The sequence below is a fragment of the Clostridium zhoujianii genome (assembly GCF_051590805.1).
Lineage (GTDB): Bacteria > Bacillota > Clostridia > Clostridiales > Clostridiaceae > Clostridium.
This window is the reverse complement of the sequence record NZ_JBPUTF010000001.1, coordinates 2,089,472-2,102,478: the sequence shown is the minus strand read 5'-3', so window position 1 is coordinate 2,102,478 and position 13,007 is coordinate 2,089,472. Positions and strand designations below refer to the sequence as shown.

At 31.1% G+C, this 13,007-nt stretch carries 21 protein-coding genes; all 21 read left to right on the top strand.

Annotated elements, in window-relative coordinates; all coding sequences use genetic code 11:
• The first annotated feature begins 143 nt into the window (after positions 1 to 143).
• Complete coding sequence (locus ACSYT2_RS09925) at positions 144 to 1,085, top strand: hypothetical protein (RefSeq protein WP_438384646.1); 942 nt, start codon at positions 144 to 146, stop codon at positions 1,083 to 1,085.
• A 15-nt stretch (positions 1,086 to 1,100) separates the two neighbouring features.
• On the top strand, positions 1,101 to 1,412 hold the full coding sequence (locus ACSYT2_RS09920) for a hypothetical protein (protein ID WP_438384645.1): 312 nt from the start codon (positions 1,101 to 1,103) through the stop codon (positions 1,410 to 1,412).
• Positions 1,405 to 1,842, top strand: coding sequence for a terminase small subunit (locus ACSYT2_RS09915; protein ID WP_438384644.1), 438 nt, complete (start codon positions 1,405 to 1,407; stop codon positions 1,840 to 1,842). Before ACSYT2_RS09920 ends, ACSYT2_RS09915 begins: the two co-directional genes overlap by 8 nt.
• 1 nt (position 1,843) lies before the next feature.
• Positions 1,844 to 3,205: a terminase large subunit domain-containing protein gene (locus tag ACSYT2_RS09910; protein ID WP_438384643.1), complete on the top strand. Its 1,362-nt coding sequence runs from the start codon at positions 1,844 to 1,846 to the stop codon at positions 3,203 to 3,205.
• Entirely contained in the window at positions 3,202 to 4,716 is a 1,515-nt protein-coding gene (locus ACSYT2_RS09905) for a capsid protein (protein ID WP_438384642.1), read from the top strand. The genes ACSYT2_RS09910 and ACSYT2_RS09905 overlap by 4 nt, the downstream gene beginning before the upstream one ends.
• Positions 4,700 to 6,391, top strand: a complete 1,692-nt coding sequence (locus ACSYT2_RS09900) for a phage minor capsid protein (protein ID WP_438384641.1) — start codon at positions 4,700 to 4,702, stop codon at positions 6,389 to 6,391. The genes ACSYT2_RS09905 and ACSYT2_RS09900 overlap by 17 nt, the downstream gene beginning before the upstream one ends.
• The gene (locus ACSYT2_RS09895; protein WP_438384640.1) at positions 6,388 to 6,585 is read left to right on the top strand and encodes a hypothetical protein; all 198 of its coding nucleotides are present in this window, start codon (positions 6,388 to 6,390) and stop codon (positions 6,583 to 6,585) included. The genes ACSYT2_RS09900 and ACSYT2_RS09895 overlap by 4 nt, the downstream gene beginning before the upstream one ends.
• Before the next feature lie 34 nt (positions 6,586 to 6,619).
• Positions 6,620 to 6,937: a YjcQ family protein gene (locus tag ACSYT2_RS09890; RefSeq protein WP_438384639.1), complete on the top strand. Its 318-nt coding sequence runs from the start codon at positions 6,620 to 6,622 to the stop codon at positions 6,935 to 6,937.
• Between the two features lie 64 nt (positions 6,938 to 7,001).
• Positions 7,002 to 7,613, top strand: coding sequence for a DUF2829 domain-containing protein (locus tag ACSYT2_RS09885; protein WP_438384638.1), 612 nt, complete (start codon positions 7,002 to 7,004; stop codon positions 7,611 to 7,613).
• A gap of 13 nt (positions 7,614 to 7,626) precedes the next feature.
• Positions 7,627 to 7,929 (top strand): hypothetical protein, encoded by a 303-nt coding sequence (locus ACSYT2_RS09880; protein WP_438384637.1) that lies wholly within the window; start codon positions 7,627 to 7,629, stop codon positions 7,927 to 7,929.
• Between the two features lie 92 nt (positions 7,930 to 8,021).
• Complete coding sequence (locus ACSYT2_RS09875) at positions 8,022 to 8,618, top strand: hypothetical protein (RefSeq protein ID WP_438384636.1); 597 nt, start codon at positions 8,022 to 8,024, stop codon at positions 8,616 to 8,618.
• 26 nt (positions 8,619 to 8,644) lie between these two features.
• Positions 8,645 to 9,550: a capsid protein gene (locus tag ACSYT2_RS09870; RefSeq protein WP_438384635.1), complete on the top strand. Its 906-nt coding sequence runs from the start codon at positions 8,645 to 8,647 to the stop codon at positions 9,548 to 9,550.
• Between the two features lie 11 nt (positions 9,551 to 9,561).
• Positions 9,562 to 9,816 carry a hypothetical protein gene (locus ACSYT2_RS09865; protein WP_438384634.1) on the top strand — a complete coding sequence of 85 codons (255 nt, stop codon included), beginning with the start codon at positions 9,562 to 9,564 and terminating at the stop codon, positions 9,814 to 9,816.
• A gap of 31 nt (positions 9,817 to 9,847) precedes the next feature.
• Positions 9,848 to 10,210, top strand: a complete 363-nt coding sequence (locus ACSYT2_RS09860) for a head-tail connector protein (protein WP_438384633.1) — start codon at positions 9,848 to 9,850, stop codon at positions 10,208 to 10,210.
• A gap of 1 nt (position 10,211) precedes the next feature.
• Positions 10,212 to 10,535 carry a hypothetical protein gene (locus ACSYT2_RS09855; protein ID WP_438384632.1) on the top strand — a complete coding sequence of 108 codons (324 nt, stop codon included), beginning with the start codon at positions 10,212 to 10,214 and terminating at the stop codon, positions 10,533 to 10,535.
• On the top strand, positions 10,535 to 10,918 hold the full coding sequence (locus tag ACSYT2_RS09850) for a hypothetical protein (protein ID WP_438384631.1): 384 nt from the start codon (positions 10,535 to 10,537) through the stop codon (positions 10,916 to 10,918). The genes ACSYT2_RS09855 and ACSYT2_RS09850 overlap by 1 nt, the downstream gene beginning before the upstream one ends.
• Complete coding sequence (locus ACSYT2_RS09845; RefSeq protein WP_438384630.1) at positions 10,918 to 11,301, top strand: phage tail terminator protein; 384 nt, start codon at positions 10,918 to 10,920, stop codon at positions 11,299 to 11,301. Before ACSYT2_RS09850 ends, ACSYT2_RS09845 begins: the two co-directional genes overlap by 1 nt.
• Positions 11,302 to 11,311: 10 nt before the next feature.
• Positions 11,312 to 11,776: a phage tail tube protein gene (locus ACSYT2_RS09840; RefSeq protein ID WP_438384629.1), complete on the top strand. Its 465-nt coding sequence runs from the start codon at positions 11,312 to 11,314 to the stop codon at positions 11,774 to 11,776.
• Positions 11,777 to 11,845: 69 nt separating this feature from the next.
• Positions 11,846 to 12,187, top strand: coding sequence for a hypothetical protein (locus tag ACSYT2_RS09835; RefSeq protein WP_438384628.1), 342 nt, complete (start codon positions 11,846 to 11,848; stop codon positions 12,185 to 12,187).
• Between the two features lie 49 nt (positions 12,188 to 12,236).
• A complete protein-coding gene (locus ACSYT2_RS09830; RefSeq protein ID WP_497527324.1) occupies positions 12,237 to 12,512 on the top strand; it encodes a Gp15 family bacteriophage protein in 276 nt (91 codons plus the stop codon).
• A gap of 38 nt (positions 12,513 to 12,550) precedes the next feature.
• Entirely contained in the window at positions 12,551 to 12,991 is a 441-nt protein-coding gene (locus ACSYT2_RS09825) for a hypothetical protein (protein WP_438384627.1), read from the top strand.
• Positions 12,992 to 13,007: the final 16 nt, after the last annotated feature.

The window sequence follows — 13,007 nt, the reverse complement described above, 5'->3', positions numbered from 1 at the left end:
ACAATAAAAATATAAAAGAAAAGGAAGGTGAGAGCCCCCTCTCACAATATATAGTATATTAGTATCTACTGGCTTTAAATATATAAATAAAACAAAGAGGAATTTACCAATATTTATAGAAATGTAAATATTGAGGTGAATTTATGTTAGAAAAAGTTAGAAATATATTGTTGGTTATATCTGGAGTAGGTGCATTACTCAGTATTCATTTTAAAACAATGAATAATTTTGCTATTGATACAATAAGGAATAAGTATAAAAATGTTCCAGGTAAACAGCTTATATTCAATACCGTAATAAAACTTTTTTCATATTGTTTTATTGGAATATATTTAACTTTGTTTATTATATCAATTATAGATTTTTTCGTAGCAAAAAAATGGGGAACAATCTTTTCAGTTCCGGATTTAGGAGAAGGATGGTTTTTATTTGGAGTAATAGTGGCTACTGTTATTATAATAGCACCTTTTATGGCTGCGGCTATTGCAGTAATTAATTTAGTAGAAATAAAAGACCAATTTAGAAAAAAACTTGAAAATAAAGATTATATTAAAGTAGATAAAAAAACTATTACTTGGAATTGGATAGGCATAATTCTATCTGTTATTGTAACAATAACGTGGATAATACTTTCAGGATATATAGTTACAACAGGAATAGATGTTGTTAATAAAGAAGGTATATATATATTCCAGAATAATATTCTGAATGATAATATGCGAATGATATCTTTATTCGGATTCTTAGCAATTATTTCTATAACAAGTTTTATAGTATTAAATAGTTTAAGAGAGATATACATTGCTATTAACCAAGATGAATCATATATTTTAATAGTTAATAATCATAAAGTACTATGTAAATGTTATTTAGAATATGAAGAATATTTCTTAATATTTAAAAATGAAGATGAGAACTATATAAAGAAGAGTGAGATTAAAGAGATAAGAAAAGTAGATACATACAATATTACAAATATGAAGGGAAAATATAATAATGGAGTAAAAGAAGCAGCAAAAAATAAGTCAGCAAAAAGAAATAAAAAGTTTTTTGCGTATAAAAAAGCAAAGAAGAACTCTAAATAGGGTTCTTTTTATTTTATGAAAGAAGGTGAAATAATGAATATACAAAGTAAAATAAACAAACTAATAAGAGCTTTAAATAAATATGAATATATATATCTAGTAAACAAAGAACAATTTTTAAGTAAAAAATCAAATAAAGTATGCTCTATATATAAGTTATTTCACTTAATGGATATAGAAGAATATAACTTAAGGTATCCAGAGGATAAGAAAAATCCTAATAAGTATTCTAATGTTAAAGTAGAAGTACTAAGTACATTTAATCAAGTAGAGATATTACTAAGATTAGTAGATATATATAAAGAAGTAGGTGGAGCAGATGGATAAGAAACTTACACCTAAGCAACAAGCATTTGCAGATTATTATATAGAACTAGGAAATGCAACAGAAGCAGCAAGGAGAGCAGGATATAAAAAACCTAATGTACAAGGAAGTCAGAACTTAGAAAAACTTAGTATTAAATCATATATAGAAGATAGGATAAAAGCCTTAGATGAAAAGAGAATAGCAAAAGGTGAAGAAGTCCTCCAGTATCTTACTAGGGTTATGAGAGGAGAAGAGAAGGACCAATTCGGCTTAGATGCTTCACTACAAGATAGAACAAAAGCAGCAGAGCTATTAGGTAAGAGATATAGATTGTTTGTAGATAAGATAGAACAGAAAGTTGATAATTCAGCAGAGATAGAAAAGACAAAGAAATTAGATAATATAGAAAGCATATTAAACCAAATGAAACCACCAGAGGAAGGTAAATAGTATGCCTTTAGAATTGTCACCTAAGTTTAAGGACTTTCTAACAACATTAACAGAAAGAGAATATTTAGAGGGAACAACAGCAGCAGGAAAAACAACAGTAGGAATATTTAAGTTTGGTTTAATGGTATCAAGATCTAACAAGAAGTTTCATGTAATAGCTGGAGCAGATTTAGGAACTGTAGAAAAGAATGTAATTAATGCCGAGTTAGGTTTTTTAGTACAGTTTGATGGTATAGCAGAGTATCATGGAAATGGTAAAGGGAATATAAAGTTACCTCATATAGAGTTACAGACAAAGAATGGTCCTAAGATTATTTATATATGCGGATATGATAATAAGAAAAGATGGACTAAGGTATTAGGTTCTCAAGTAGGATGTGTTTATATAGATGAGGTTAATATAGCTGATATGGAGTTCTTAAGAGAAATTACCCATAGATGCGATTATATGATGACAACATCAAATCCAGATGATCCTAATCTATTAGTATATAAAGAATTTTTAAATAGGAGTAGACCATTAAAGAAATATACTAATGACTATCCTAGAGAATTACTGGAACAGCTTAATGAAGAGCCAGTAACAGGATGGGTGCATTGGTATTTTACTTTTTATGATAATGCATCAATGACAGAGGAACTGATACAAAAGAAAATATCTGCAGTAGCAAAAGGTACTAAGATGTATAAAAATAAAATACAAGGCTTAAGAGGAAGAGCTACCGGACTAGTATTTATTAACTTTGAGAGAGATAAGCATACAAAAAATAAAGAAGAAGTAAAGAAGCTAATTAAAATAAATAGCAGCCAAGAAGAATATTTTACAACTTTCACTAGTGGATTAGATACCTCTTATTCAACTAATAGCGAGGATACAATAGCAATGTCATTCTTAGGAATAACTAATAAGGGTAATTGTTATTTGCTAGATGAAAAGACTTATAACAATAAGAATTTAAATATCCCTATAGCTCCAAGTGATACAGTTAAAAATTACATAGACTTCTTAGAAAGGAATAGGAAAGAGTGGGGATTTGCTAAGAATACATTTATAGATAGTGCAGATAGTGCAACAATAACTGAATTAAATAAATATAAAAGAGAGCATGGAAGTATATATAACTTTAATCCAGCATGGAAAGAAACTCAAATAGTAGATAGAATAAACCTTCAATTAGGTTGGTTTGCACATGAACAATTCTTTGTGTTAAAGCACTGTACTAACTATATAGGTGAATTGGAGTGCTATAGTTGGTTAGAGGATAAAGATAATACTCCAGAGGACAAAAACGATCATATGATTAACTCGTGTCAATATGGGTGGTTACCATACAAAACTAAAATAGGAGTTGTTAGTAAATGAAGATAACAGAGAAGGTGAGAAGTGCAATGAGAAATTTCTTGAAAATAACAGAATCTCAAAATAGCAGTATAAGCATACAAGAGGGATTAAACTATGAAGTTAATGCAGCAAAAAATAGAATATGGTATAGAGGGGATAGTTACGAATTAGAACAGCTATACAAACAGATTCAGAATACTAATTATTCATTCTGGGGGAGTGTTCCAACTAAAGGAATGGAGATAAGAAAGATTCATACAGGATTACCTAAACTAATAATTAATACATTAGTAAATATAGTTCACAATGATCTAAATAATATCAGCATTGGAGAAGATAAGGAAAAGATTAATGTATGGGATGAAATCTGTAAAGATAATAAGATGAAGAATCTACTAAAGAAAGCTACAAAGGATGTATTAGTTATAGGTGATGGAGCATTTAAAATATCATTTGATGATTCTATTACAAAATTTCCTATAGTTGAGTTTTATTCTGGTGAAAAAATAGATATTGTGTATGATAGAGGTAGAATAAGAGAGGTAGTATTCTATACTGAATACATTCATAATAAGCATAGCTATGTTTTACATGAGTTTTATGGTTTTGGCTATGTGAAGTATAAGCTATTTAAAGATGATAAGGAAGTAAGCATAAGTACTATCCCTCAAACAGAAGAATTAAAAGATGTAACTTTTGATGGAGACTATTGTATGGCTGTACCATATATGATATACGAGTCTGATAAATGGGAAGGCAGAGGGCAATCAATACTTGATGGGAAAACTGATAATTTAGATAGCTTTGATGAAACGTGGTCACAATGGGTAGATGCACTTAGAGCAGGAAGAGCAAAGACTTATATACCGGAAAGTTTAATACCTCGTAATCCTGATACAGGAGAAATATTAAAACCTAGCTGTTATGATAATAGATATATACAAACGGATTCTTATATGAGTGAAAAAGCAGTTCCTAAGATTGATACTGAGCAGCCAGAAATACCAACAGAAAGTTATATTCAAACATATGTAACAGCGTTAGATTTATGCTTGCAGGGTATTATATCCCCCTCAACATTAGGAATTGACAATAAAAAACTAGATAATGCAGAAGCACAAAGAGAAAAGGAAAAGACCACGTTATACACAAGAGATAGCATTATAGAAGCTTTGAATGATGTAATACCATTATTAGTAGACGTTATACTTAAGGCCAATAATACAAGGAATAAAGTAGCTATAGAGGATAATGAGGTTACTATAGTATTTGGTGAATATGCAAGTCCAAGTTTTGAAGCAGTAGTTGAAACGGTTGGTAAAGCTAAGAGCTATGGTGTAATGAGTGTTGAACAATGTATAGAAGAAATGTACGGAGATACATGGACAGAAGAAGAGAAAGCAGAAGAAGTTCAAAGAATTAAAGAACAGAATGCAATGATAGAAACAGAAGAACCCAAGACTATAGATGATGAAGATTATAATAACTTAGATAATCCAGAGGATGCGGATCTAGATGGCGAAGAAGAATAATCCTAGTAAGATAGGTGAAATACTTAAGAAGGTAACAAAGAAATCTATAAAGGATGAAGCAGCCAAAGAGAGAGCAAAGTCTTATGACATTAGAAAGATATTCGAGCAAATGGAGCTTGATTTAATTTCTAGTATGCATAGGGCTTTTTATTTTCACCAATCAGAACAAATGAAAGAGGGTTTTGAATGGGAGCAATGGCAATTAACTAAGCTAAGAGAGATGGAGAAGTATAGGAAAAGGAATAAGAAGATAGTTAGTGGCTATTCTGAGCCTATACAAGAAGCAATAGATAGAGAGTTAAAAGGTAACTATAGTAAAGGTGAGTCAAGAGGTACAAGGTTTATAGATAAGGTTAAACAGTTCTTTGGATGGAAGAGTAAGAAACATCAATCTATAGAAATACCTGAAGATATATCAGAGGTACAAACAGTAAGGGAATATATTCATAAAGAATTAGGGAGACCAGGAGCAATACCACCGGAGAATAATTTCTTTGGTGTTAATGATATGAAGCTAGAAGCCTTAATAGAGACAGTTAATAAAGATTTAACCAAGGCTCAACATTCAGTTCTTAGAAAGATGGATGATGTATACAGGCAAACTATATTTAAATCTCATATGTACCTACAGAATGGAGCTAAGACACTTAATCAGGCTATAGATATGGCAACTAAGGATTTCTTAGATAAAGGTATTAATTCAGTACAATACAAGAATGGAGCAATGGTCAATATAGCAAGTTATGCAGAGATGGCTTTAAGAACAGCAAGTCATAGAGCAACATTACTTGGAGAAGGTAAGAAAAGAGATGAATATGGAATACACTTAGTTGTTGTAAGTGCCCATGCTAATACTTGTCCTAAATGTGAGCCTTGGCAAGGGAAGATATTAATAGATGATGTATTTAGTCATGGTACTAAGTTAGATGGTGATTATCCCTTACTAAGTGAAGCTATCTCACAAGGATTCTTACACCCCAATTGTAGGCACACAGTAACAACATACTTCCCTGGTATAACTAACCTTCCACAAAAGCAAGATGGAGAAGATGCTATAAAATTATATGAAGCTGAACAAAAGCAGAGATTCATTGAAAGACAAATAAGAAAGTGGAAGAGAATAGAAGCAGGTACAACTGATTTAGATAGTCATCAGATGGCTCATAGAAGAGTTAGGGAATGGAGCAAGAGTCTAAAGGATCACTTAGAAAAGTATAATCAACTTAGAAGAAATTATAATAGGGAGGAAGTACAAGGAGTTAACAGTAAATCTCTTAAGAATCATGAAGAAGCATTGAGAAGTAAATACGAAAGTGATAAGATAGAAGAAAAGAGAGATTTTGTTAAATCGAATGAGCAGCCTAAAAACATTCATAACGGAAAACAGGGAAAGCATATATTAGGCCATAACAATTATATAGAGGGTAGAAGCTATTTAACTGTATCACTAGAAGAACTTGAAGAATTGGTTAAGAAATATGCAGGCACAGGGAAATTTGAATTGCAGCGTAATGGAGAGGTCAAGAATAAAGAGCTAATTGAATGCAATAAAAATATTGGTGTAAATGTAAACAATCAAACGGGAGAATTAACAGAAACTAATAGATTTTATATACACTACAGTAAAGATGGTGTTCATATAGTACCAACATTAAAAGGAGTTGATAAGAATTGAAGTCATTAAGAGAGTATTTTAATAAAAGAGTAAGGATATTAGATATAGACAATAAAGAATTTAAAGGTTATGTAGCAACATACACTCCATCAATAGATAGTGATGAAGAGTTAGAAGAAATTTCTATACTAGATAAGGCTGATAATCTTATTGGATTTAATGAAGAAGAAATAAAATTAATAGAGGTTATATAAGGGTACTTACTAAGTAAATGGTAGGAGGTTTAATATGGATAATTTTAAAATGATATATAAGATATTAAAAATATTAGAAAAGTCTATGGATGTAGAAGAATTTGATAATAAAAGTATATCAAAAGAACGTCTAGAACTTTCAGAAGCACGCTGGTGTAGGATAATAGCAATTTTAGTTAAAGAAGGATATATAACTGGAATTGATGTATGGAATGCAATGGATTGTCCTTATCCAAGAGTGGCTGTTATCAGACCAGAAATAACATTAAAAGGACTAGAGTATCTTAATGAAAATTCAATAATGAAAAAAGCAGCTAATTTAGCAAAAGGAATATCAGATATAATGCCTTAAGCACTTACTTAGATAAAGAGTAGGTGCTTTTATTATGCTAAAAATTAAGAAGGAGAAATTTAGGATGAAGTATGTTAAAGAGGAAATGGTTTATACTAATCAGAATTTTAGCTTTGCTTTAGAGGTGTTAAAAAAAGGAGCTAAGGTATCTAGGAAAGGTTGGAATGGTAAAGGGATGTATTTGAAGTTACAAGAACCTAGCAGTACATCAAAAATGACTTTACCATATATCTATATGAAAACTGCTGATGGTAATTTAGTACCTTGGTTAGCGAGTCAAACAGATATGTTAGCTGATGATTGGGAAGTTAGGATTGATAAAGATGTATTTAAATTTTGTTGTACAGGAAATAGTGATTATATTAAGAAAACATTATGGCCAACTGCTAAGATTAATGTAGAAAAGATATTGGTTGAAGGTGGAATCGTAGATTATGGGTGCAAATGCTCTGATAAATCAAAGAGAGAAGTACTAAAGGCTAAATTATCAATAGTACCAGGAGAGAAGTGGTCACCTATTGGATGTAATGAAAGAAGTTTACCCTTATTTCAAAATAGCGAAGAACTAGAAATAGCAACAAATATAGTATATGCATTAGATGGATTAAATCTAAGTAAGGTTAAAGATATACTACATAAAGTTGATAAATCTATAGATCATATTCTTAAAATATAAGGGGGATAAAATTATGCAATTAATAATAAATACAATCTTAATATTGGTACTTATCGCGAATATCATTATGGATATTAAGAAAATTAAATCCAATAAAGAACTTAGTAGTAAGCTAGATGAGAGAAATAAATTGCTTAAAGAGAGTGTAGCTAATGAAGAAAAAGTTTATAAAGAATATGTAAAGACAAGAGAACACTTTGAAGAACTGAAAAGTAACACATCTCTTGATTATGACCATTTAACAGAAGAAGTTATTGAAAGAATAAATAAGCTACAAAGGAGTAATGGGAATATAAAATTGATAATTAAGCCTTAGGAAACTAAGGCTTTTTATTATGCCCAAAACGTGTTTATGGCTTAAAAAGGTGCATGGAATTAACAGCCGACAGGCTATAAATGGAGGTATTTATGATAACAAATTTTAATCTTAGAAAAAGATTAGGAATGAGTAGATTAATGGAAGCTGATACAGGGATAAATGGTGGAACAGATACTAGTAATGTAGACACCAAGGAAACTGATACAGATGGCAAAGATACTGCTCAGACAGAAGAAAAGACTTTCACACAAACTGATGTTGATAAGTTAATTCAAGATAGGATAGCTAGGGAGAAGAAGAACCAACTATCTAAAGATGAATTAAAGGCATATAACGATTGGAAGGAAAGTCAAAAGACAGAGGAAGAAAAGAAGAGTGAAGCTTTAACCAATGCTGAGAAAGCAAGATTAGCAGCAGAGGAAAAAGCTACAGCACTTGAAGCAAAGGTTACTTGCTTATCTAAGGGAGTTAATTCAACTTCGGTAGATGATGTAGTAGTACTTGCAAAGGCTATGGTTACAGAGGAATTAACTATGGAACAGGCTATTGATAAGGTACTAGAAAAGTACCCAAGTTTTAAGGGGGAACAACAGCAACAAAATCAAGGATTTAAGATTGGTGCTGGCGGAGAACCACCAAAAGGCAATGCAAATGATGCTCTAGCAAGAGCATTCGGAAACAAATAAAAAATAAGAAATGGAGATGATTTTTAATGGCAGTATATAGTTATGCTGAACAATTTGAAAGAGAATTACAACAAAAATACAAAAGGGAGCTAACATCTTATGATTTAGAGAAATCTAATCCACAAGTTAAGTTTATTAATGCACAAACTATTAAATTACCTAGCATTACAGTAAGTGGATACAAAGACCATAATAGAGGAAGCATGGGCTTTAATACCGGAACTATATCAAATGAATGGGAACCAAAAAAATTAGCACATGATAGAGATATAGAATTTGCTTTAGATCCAATGGATATAGATGAAACTAATCTAGTTTTAGAGGTAGCAAATATTCAAAATGAGTTTGAAACAGAACAAGCTATTCCAGAAAGAGATTCTTATAGATATTCTAAGTTATATGCAGAAGCTAAAACATATGCATCTAATGGGGCTGTTATTGATAATACAGTATTAACTACAGCTAATATATTAGATTGGTTTGATACTCAAATGGAAAAGATGGACGATAATAGTGTTCCAAGTGAAGGTAGAATTTTATATGTAACACCAACAATAAATAAAATGCTCAAGAATGCAGAAGGATTAACAAGAAACGTTGATGTTAATAACAACAACGGAAAAATAGATAGGAAGGTTTATTCATTAGATGATGTAACAATAAAGAAAGTTCCATCTGGAAGAATGAAAACTAAGTATGACTTTACTAATGGGTGTGTTGCTGCAGGTGATGCAAAGCAAATTAATATGATACTGATTCATCCATCATGCCAAGTTACTAGAAAGAAATATGCATATATGAAAGTATTTACTCCTGGTACTGATTCAAGAACAGCAGATAAATATGTATATCAAGCTAGAGAATATGGTGATACATTCTTAATGAAGAATAAAGCTTGTGGTATTGCTATTAATGCAGAAGCAGAAGTATAGGAGGGGATAATATGAAGGCAACTAGAGGAAATAAAGTATATACAATAGATGAAACTCAAAAGGCTATGTATAAAGCACAAGGGTATGATATTACAGAAGATGATGGATCTGTAATATCATATGGAGCTGGAAAATCAGTTTCATATGAAGAATACAAGGCTTTAGAAGAAAAGGTTAGTAAATTAGAAGAAGATAATAAAAAGCTAGAAGAAGAAAATAAAAGTTTAAAGAAAGAGAATAAGGAATTAAAGAAGGGTGCTAATTAGTATCCTTCTTTTAGTTTAAGGATGTGATTAAATGTCTTATGTAGACAGCACATATTATAATGAATCCTTTTGTGGGACTATCCTACCAAAGGAGCACATAAAAGAGAAATTAGAAAGAGCAAGTGATCAAATTGATACCCTCACTTATAACAGGATTAATGGAAAGGGTTTTGAAAACCTTACTAGATTCCAACAGGATAAAGTTAAGAAGGCTGTATGTATTCATGCAGAATTTATAGAACAGTATGGATCATATATAGATATACCTTTAAGTGGCTTTAGTGCTGGTAGTACATCTGTTAGCTTTAATGGACAGAAGATTAATGGGATAACTACTACACAAGAAGTATTAAATTATCTTAGGCAAACTGGATTAACTTGTAGGAGGTTGTAATATGGGATTTAAATTACCATTTCCTAAGTTCTTAGCCAATACTGAAATAGAGGTATGGTTTGAGGGAACTAATACAGATGGGGATTATAAAGAAGAAATAATATTTAAAGGTAAATGTATCTATACAGATAAAAGTAAGCAAGTTCTTAATGCTGAGAGACAATTAATTACTCTTAGTGGTAAAGCTGTCATAGAAGGGTATATTTATAACGGTCCATTTGAGGGTTATATAGTAGTTAATGAAATAGAGAAAAAGATTTATTCTATTGAAAGACCACTTAATCCAGATGGATCTATATTTAGTACGGAGCTTAGTTTACAGTAATGGGAGTTAAGGTATCTGTAAAAATAGATAATGTAAAAATAGATAGGCTTATAAAGTCCCACGTAAGTGCTTTGGAAATGACAGCAGATGCTGTATTGAGTGATATAAGGACTAGTCAAGTTGTTCCTAAAGATACAAGTATGTTAGAAGATAGTGGCTTTGTAGATAGGTCTGAGATTAAGAATGCTATAGCAAGAATAGTCTATGATACTCCATATGCTCGTAAAATGTATTGGCACCCTGAATATAACTTCCGTACAGATAAGAACCCTAATGCTAAAGGCAAATGGATGGATGATTATTTAATTGGAGATAAGAAAGAGTTTATAAAAGAAACTTACTCTAAGTTCTTTAGAATGCTTAGTAAGGGGTTGATACATTAATGGTATTAAGTGAGATAAGAGAATATTTAAAAAGTAAAATAGAGAGCCCTCAATGGTACTTAAATAAGATAGGAGAAAAAGAGATGAGTATTACAATTTATAATACTACTGGTCCAGCTCCAAGGATAGCTTTAGGAGGTTTAGTAAATACAAGCTACACCACTAAGGCTATTTCTATTTTAGTCCACTGGGGAAAGAATTCAGATGAAGCAGAGATAAAAGCACAAGAAGTATATAATGCTTTCTTTGGTCAAGATGGAATTATAGGAGATAAGAAAATAATCAAATTTGATTTCAGAACAGACTCTCCTATATATGTAGGTACTGATAAAGAGGGTATTATTGAATACGTAATAGAAACAATAATTTATTATGAAAGGTAGGTAAGGTAATATGGCTTTTAATGGAGTATTTCCAGTATATAATTTAAAGTTTAAAATTGGAACTAAAGGAAAAGCTAGCACAGCACCAGCTGATATGGCAGAGATAGCTGACATGGAAACATTCTCTATAGCTATAGATGGAACAGTAGAAGAATGGACACCTATGAATACAGCAGGTTGGACAAGAGCATTAATGACTGGTAAAAAGTTTAGTGTAGGTCTTAATGGAAAAAGAAACGTAGGTGATAAAGGGAATGATTATGTAGCAGCTACAGCTTGGAAAGATGGCTTAGATTGTAGCACTAAGGGAGAAATAGAATTCCCAGATGGTGCTAAACTAACATTTGATTGTGTAATTAATGTTAAGAATGTAGGTGGTGGAGATTCTACCAATGTTGCACCACTTGAATTTGAAATGCAAGGGGATGGAAAACCAACTTATACACCTGGAGCAAGTGCACCAAGTGGATCATAAAAATATAAATTAAAAGTGCTATCAGAATAATCTGGTAGCACCATTTTATTAATGAAAGGATTGATATAAATGGCAAAAACATATGACATAATGGAGAAAATTAAGAATGGTAATGAAAGACCAACTATAAAGATAGATGAAGATCACATTTTTACTGTTAATACTTCTAAAAATACAGCTTTAGCAATTAAGGCTAAAGGAGAAGATAAGAAAGTAGATGAATTTGGGCAAATTGATTTTGCTATAGAAGCAGGATTAGGAAAAGAGGCTAAGGAGTATATAGATAGTTTAGATTTATCTATAGAAGCATTAGCTACAGTAGTTAATGCTATCATGGCTGCTATCGGAGGAACATCTTTAGAAGAAGTAGAAGAAACTGCTAAGAAAGAGGCTAGGAAGCCCAGAAAATAAATGGTATGACATATTTGAGGATTGGGACTTAATAGAAGCATCTTTTGCAATGCAATATGGAATTAGATTACGTAATGAGCCAGAGATGTCTTGGGGAGAATTTGAAACACTTCTTACAGGAATTATGCCTAAAACTCCATTAGGACAGATAGTTGGAATCAGAAGTGAAGAAGATAAAGATATGCTAAAGAACTTTACTAAAGAACAGCATAATATAAGGAATGAATGGAGAAATAGAAACAATCCTATAAGAGATATGTCAGAAGAAGAAAAGGAAGTAGAACTTAAGAAAGTACAGGAAATATTTGCGAAAGCCTTTGGATAGTATATACTTAAATTAATTAGATGGTTGGAGGGATATTCATGGGAATATTTAAAAAACATAAAATTAAGCAAAAAGAAATATATGAAAAAAGGCAAAAAGATATAGATGAGTTTAATTTTCAAGCTTTTTGTAGACAAGCAAATGTATCAGAAGAAGAAGGGAGGCTATTAGTAGAGAAAAATATATCTAATAGAAAATCTAAATATTTCTATGATGACGGATCAAGAACAGAAAAGAAACCAATTATAAGCGAAAAAGAAAAGTTAGAAGATTTAAAAAAACAAGGAATACCGTATTGCCCTAAATGCCATAGCACTAGTTTAACAACTAAAGATAAGAAGTTAAGCGTCGGAAGAGCATTGGTAGGTGGAGCGCTTATAGGTGGTACTGGAGCAGTACTCGGTGGTTTAACAAGTAAAAAAGTTGAATTGTTATGTATGAATTGTGGGTATAAATTTAAAATAGGAAAAAATAAATAAGAATTTATTGTTAAGC

Excerpts from the sequence above, each read along its gene's own strand:
- ACSYT2_RS09925 (WP_438384646.1), top strand. The coding sequence starts at position 144 with ATGTTAGAAAAAGTTAGAAATATATTGTTGGTTATATCTGGAGTAGGT.
- ACSYT2_RS09920 (WP_438384645.1), top strand. The coding sequence starts at position 1,101 with ATGAAAGAAGGTGAAATAATGAATATACAAAGTAAAATAAACAAACTA.
- ACSYT2_RS09915 (WP_438384644.1), top strand. The coding sequence starts at position 1,405 with ATGGATAAGAAACTTACACCTAAGCAACAAGCATTTGCAGATTATTAT.
- ACSYT2_RS09910 (WP_438384643.1), top strand. The coding sequence starts at position 1,844 with ATGCCTTTAGAATTGTCACCTAAGTTTAAGGACTTTCTAACAACATTA.
- ACSYT2_RS09905 (WP_438384642.1), top strand. The coding sequence starts at position 3,202 with ATGAAGATAACAGAGAAGGTGAGAAGTGCAATGAGAAATTTCTTGAAA.
- ACSYT2_RS09900 (WP_438384641.1), top strand. The coding sequence starts at position 4,700 with ATGGCGAAGAAGAATAATCCTAGTAAGATAGGTGAAATACTTAAGAAG.
- ACSYT2_RS09890 (WP_438384639.1), top strand. The coding sequence starts at position 6,620 with ATGGATAATTTTAAAATGATATATAAGATATTAAAAATATTAGAAAAG.
- ACSYT2_RS09885 (WP_438384638.1), top strand. The coding sequence starts at position 7,002 with ATGAAGTATGTTAAAGAGGAAATGGTTTATACTAATCAGAATTTTAGC.
- ACSYT2_RS09880 (WP_438384637.1), top strand. The coding sequence starts at position 7,627 with ATGCAATTAATAATAAATACAATCTTAATATTGGTACTTATCGCGAAT.
- ACSYT2_RS09875 (WP_438384636.1), top strand. The coding sequence starts at position 8,022 with ATGATAACAAATTTTAATCTTAGAAAAAGATTAGGAATGAGTAGATTA.
- ACSYT2_RS09870 (WP_438384635.1), top strand. The coding sequence starts at position 8,645 with ATGGCAGTATATAGTTATGCTGAACAATTTGAAAGAGAATTACAACAA.
- ACSYT2_RS09865 (WP_438384634.1), top strand. The coding sequence starts at position 9,562 with ATGAAGGCAACTAGAGGAAATAAAGTATATACAATAGATGAAACTCAA.
- ACSYT2_RS09860 (WP_438384633.1), top strand. The coding sequence starts at position 9,848 with ATGTCTTATGTAGACAGCACATATTATAATGAATCCTTTTGTGGGACT.
- ACSYT2_RS09855 (WP_438384632.1), top strand. The coding sequence starts at position 10,212 with ATGGGATTTAAATTACCATTTCCTAAGTTCTTAGCCAATACTGAAATA.
- ACSYT2_RS09850 (WP_438384631.1), top strand. The coding sequence starts at position 10,535 with ATGGGAGTTAAGGTATCTGTAAAAATAGATAATGTAAAAATAGATAGG.
- ACSYT2_RS09845 (WP_438384630.1), top strand. The coding sequence starts at position 10,918 with ATGGTATTAAGTGAGATAAGAGAATATTTAAAAAGTAAAATAGAGAGC.
- ACSYT2_RS09840 (WP_438384629.1), top strand. The coding sequence starts at position 11,312 with ATGGCTTTTAATGGAGTATTTCCAGTATATAATTTAAAGTTTAAAATT.
- ACSYT2_RS09835 (WP_438384628.1), top strand. The coding sequence starts at position 11,846 with ATGGCAAAAACATATGACATAATGGAGAAAATTAAGAATGGTAATGAA.
- ACSYT2_RS09830 (WP_497527324.1), top strand. The coding sequence starts at position 12,237 with ATGCAATATGGAATTAGATTACGTAATGAGCCAGAGATGTCTTGGGGA.
- ACSYT2_RS09825 (WP_438384627.1), top strand. The coding sequence starts at position 12,551 with ATGGGAATATTTAAAAAACATAAAATTAAGCAAAAAGAAATATATGAA.